This is a genomic window from Aliifodinibius sp. S!AR15-10, assembly GCF_031569985.1.
Taxonomy (GTDB): domain Bacteria; phylum Bacteroidota; class Rhodothermia; order Balneolales; family Balneolaceae; genus JAMQKA01.
This window is the reverse complement of the sequence record NZ_JAMQKA010000130.1, coordinates 1-588: the sequence shown is the minus strand read 5'-3', so window position 1 is coordinate 588 and position 588 is coordinate 1. Positions and strand designations below refer to the sequence as shown.

Here is a 588-nt window from a genome sequence, read left to right as displayed (position 1 = left end):
AGAGAACCTCCCCGATCCCCGGGACCGATTGCAACAGGTGCAGGCTGGTCGGGTCGTGGCCTTTGGCCAGGGCCAGGATCCGGGTGTCCAGTTCCTTAATGATGGGGTCGTAGTGGTCGATTAGCCTTAAGTCGGTCTCCACGATCAGCCGAACCACCGGGTCGGGGAAGTGGCCGACGATGTCCTTATCCCGACGATGATGCGGACGGGATAGCGTCCCCAGCGGAGGCCGGTTGTACTGGCTGGCCAGGTTTTGAATGTGGCCCAGCAGCTCGGCCCGCTTCCCGGCGAAGTGGTTGCGGCGGCGCATCAGATCCCGGGTGGCCCGCATCTGGGGTGGATACACGTAGGCCACTGGGAAGTTCCCGCCCCGCAGCAGCCGGGCAATCTTCAGGGAACGGGTCCCCTCGTTCTTGGTCTTGACCCCGTGGATGGCCTTCATGTAGAGAGCATGGCCCAACACAAAGTCGATGTCTTCAGCCTCACACAGGTCCGCCAGCCCCTACCAGCAGAAGATGCATTCGACCCCAACGACGAGATCTTCGCGGAAAGGAGTAATCGCTTTTAAAAAGCGCTCCGGAGTGCAGG

General features: G+C 61.6%; 1 pseudogene. It reads right to left on the bottom strand.

Annotated features, from left to right (window positions below):
- Positions 1–283: 283 nt before the first annotated feature.
- Positions 284–588, bottom strand: a pseudogene (locus NC796_RS27005) (IS110 family transposase); the annotation flags it as partial.